The sequence below is a fragment of the Polaromonas sp. P1_G2 genome (assembly GCF_056405515.1).
Map to the genome: position 1 here is coordinate 1 of NZ_JBFUBY010000495.1, position 2,314 is coordinate 2,314.

General features: G+C 67.1%; 2 protein-coding genes. Both read right to left on the reverse strand.

From position 1 onward, the window contains the following. On the reverse strand, positions 1 to 891 hold an 891-nt coding region (locus AC1D0P_RS25600; protein WP_477679300.1), incomplete at its 3' end, for a lysylphosphatidylglycerol synthase domain-containing protein. 577 nt (positions 892 to 1,468) lie between these two features. Continuing rightward, positions 1,469 to 2,314 (reverse strand): sensor histidine kinase (locus AC1D0P_RS25605; RefSeq protein WP_477679301.1); only part of this gene is annotated, 846 nt, incomplete at its 5' end.

Sequence of the window (2,314 nt, forward strand, 5' to 3'; positions counted from 1 at the left end):
CGCCAATACCGCCCCCATCAACGTCCCTTGCCGAACACTGCCGGACAGCAAAGCCAGATACACCGCCTCCAGCACCCCCAACCCACCCGGAATCGGCATGATCACCCCCACGATGGAGGCCGCCATCAGCACACCCAGCACCTTGCCGTACTCCACCTGGCCACCCAGCAGCCAGAACATGGCCGCGCCCATTAACGCCCAGTTGGCGGCCGACAGCAGCAGCTGCACCAATGCCAGCCCGGGGGAGGGCAGCGTCAGCCGCCGTCTCCGCACACGCCACTCGCGCCCGCGCGCGAAGGCGCAGGTTGCCACGTAGGCGATGGCCAGCAACACCATCGCCACGCCCAGCGTTCGCAGCGCCGTTGCGCCTATGTGCGCCTGGCTGGGCAGGGCGATGACGCCGCTCGCAAACAGGCTGCCCGCCACCAGTCCGTAGCCCAGCCAGTTGGTCGCCAGGCTCAGGCCCACGATCTGCGCGATGGTCGTTTCATCGAGGCCGGCCCGCGTGTACAGCCGCGCCCGCAGCGCCACGCCGCCCACCAGCGAGCCCAGGTTCAGGTTGAAGGCATAACTCGTCACCGCGATGGCCCAGGTCTGCAGGCGCGGCAGTGTGTGGCGCGTGTGGCGCCGGCCTATCAGGTCGAAGCAGCCGTACAGCGCATGGCTGGCTGTCGCCAGGCCCAGTACGCCCAGAAGCAGCCACGGCGAATAACGCCACAGCGCCTGCCAGGCGCCGGCCCAGTCCACCTTGTGCGCATGCGACACCAGCAGGCCCAGCACCACAATCCCCAGCGCGGGGAATACCCAGCGGCGGACGCGCGGCCACGGCGATGTGGTGGTGGATGCGGATAAGGAGGGGTCGGCGGGAGCGGGCGCCGCGGTGCTGGGCATGATGAGGGAATCTTCCCTGGGGCTCGCGCCCGGCGCCAGAGCTTGGCGGCGGTGCTTTCTGTAGGCGTAGACCGACGGGCGGGTTTCTGTTTTCTCTGCTGAGGGTTGCTGGCCGGGGGTAGCCCGGCGGCTACTCACTTTTCTTTTGCTTCGCCAAAAGAAAAGTAAGCAAAAGAAAAGGCGACCCTGGTTGCTGCGTCCCTTCGCTTCGCTACGGGCAACCTGCGGTGCTCGGTCCAGCCGGGGTCTCGCTAAACTCGCCTTCGGCTCAAACAACGCGATCCCTGATCCGTCTGGCCCTGCGCTCCTCGGCGCATCCACAAGGGTTGGGGAATTGAATACCAATACCTAAGAAACAAGGACTCGCCGTGGCGAGTCCTTGTTTGTATTTATCTTCTTTGTCTTTTGTCCCCGTTCCCGATTGCCCCGTCCTGGCTGGGCCGAGGAGCGCAGACGTAGGCGGATCAGGGATCGCGCTTGTTTGAGCCGCAGGCGAGTTTGCGCGAGACCCCGCCGTAGCCGGCAACCCCGGCCAGCAACCCTCAGCAGAGGGCGCGCCGCGGGGAGCAAGACCAGGCTACGTCCGGCCGCTCCCCGGCGGGTTGCCTTCATATCTTGCCAACTCAACCCAAAAAACACTCCCCCCGCCCTGGCGCGCAGCCATCCCCACAGGATGCCCCAGCGCCTGGCTCAACCGGTAGATGGCCGCCAGCTCCAGGCCGAAGCCCTCGGCCGTGCCTTGCTGCGGAATGCCCTGCACAAAAGTCTGCTGTCGCTCATGCGCGATGCCCGTGCCCGTGTCCCACAGCTCTATGCGCCAGCGGCCCTGGCGCTGCCGCGCCGCCAGCAGCACGCCGCCGCCGTGCGTGTTGCGCAAGGCATTCGACAGCAGGCTGCCCACCAGCCTTGTCAGCAGCACCGGGTCCGACAGTGCCCGGCCCGCGGCGGTCCGGGTGCGCAGGCGCAGGCCTTTTTCGCGCGCCAGCGGCATGTGCTCTTCGGCCAGCGTGTGGATCAAGGCGGCCATGTCCACCGGCTGCGGGTGCACGTTCAGCGAGGCCGGATCCAGCCCCGCCAGGCTGAACAGCGACTCGAACAGCTCGTCGATCTTGTGCGTCGAATCGCCGATCTTGCGCGCGATCTGCACCGCGAACTCCGGCTCCCTCGTCAGCCAGTCGGCATACAGGCCCAGCGCATGCACCGGCAGGCGCAGCTCATGCGCGGCGCTCGCGATAAAACGCGTCCTCACCGTCTCCGCGTCCGCCACCCCCCGTTTCCGATCCTCCAGCGCCTTGATCAGCTGCTGGCGGTCGAACTGCAGCTCCAGGCTGATGCGCAGGGCCTGGTACATGCGCCGGCCTGTCACATGCGCCACCCACAGGAAAACCAGCACCACCATCATCTCGGCGCCGGTGTCCAGCAC